This is a genomic window from Vibrio sp. 1288 (assembly GCF_033344475.1).
In genome coordinates this window covers 1-744 of record NZ_JAWPOX010000437.1, presented here as the reverse complement: position 1 = coordinate 744, position 744 = coordinate 1, and the positions used below count along the sequence as shown (strand labels likewise).

The 744-nt window shown below is 48.7% G+C and carries 1 protein-coding gene; it reads left to right on the top strand.

Going from position 1 to position 744, the window contains the following annotated elements:
- The coding region (locus R8O11_RS27245; RefSeq protein WP_318194881.1) for an FtsW/RodA/SpoVE family cell cycle protein at positions 1–744 on the top strand (744 nt) is incomplete at both ends.

Here is a 744-nt window from a genome sequence, read left to right as displayed (position 1 = left end):
ATTATGGTGACCTCTGCGTCTTTCCCAATCAGCTCACGATTGACCGATCAGCCGTTCCACTTCATGTTCCGTCATGCCACCTTCTTAGTGTTGGCGATCGGGACCTCTGCGGTGATACTTCAAGTACCTTTAGAGCAATGGTTTAAGAAAAGTCATTACTTGCTTTGGGTCTCATTCGGCTTGCTGATTGTTGTACTTCTCGCAGGTAAGTCAGTAAATGGCGCTTCTCGTTGGATTCCGCTTGGTCTGTTCAACTTACAGCCTGCCGAAGTTGCGAAGCTATCGCTGTTCATCTTCATGTCCGGTTATTTAGTCCGTAAGCAAGATGAAGTGCGCCAGACCTTCTTTGGCGGCTTTATGAAGCCAATCATGGTGTTTGCTTTCTTCGCCGTCTTGTTACTTGGTCAGCCGGATTTGGGTACCGTCGTTGTAATGCTGGTTACTCTGTTTGGTATGTTATTTATCGCGGGCGCGAAGCTAACCCAGTTTCTGGCTCTGATGATTGCTGGCATTGGCGCTGTCGTCGGTTTGATCTTGGTAGAACCGTACCGTATGCGCCGTGTTCCTTCGTTTCTTGACCCATGGGAAGACCCGTTCGGTAGCGGCTATCAGTTGACTCAATCTTTGATGGCGTTTGGTCGCGGAGAATGGTTTGGCCAAGGGTTAGGGAACTCAATTCAAAAACTGGAATACCTACCAGAAGCGCACACCGACTTTGTATTTGCGGTATTGGCTGAAGAGCTT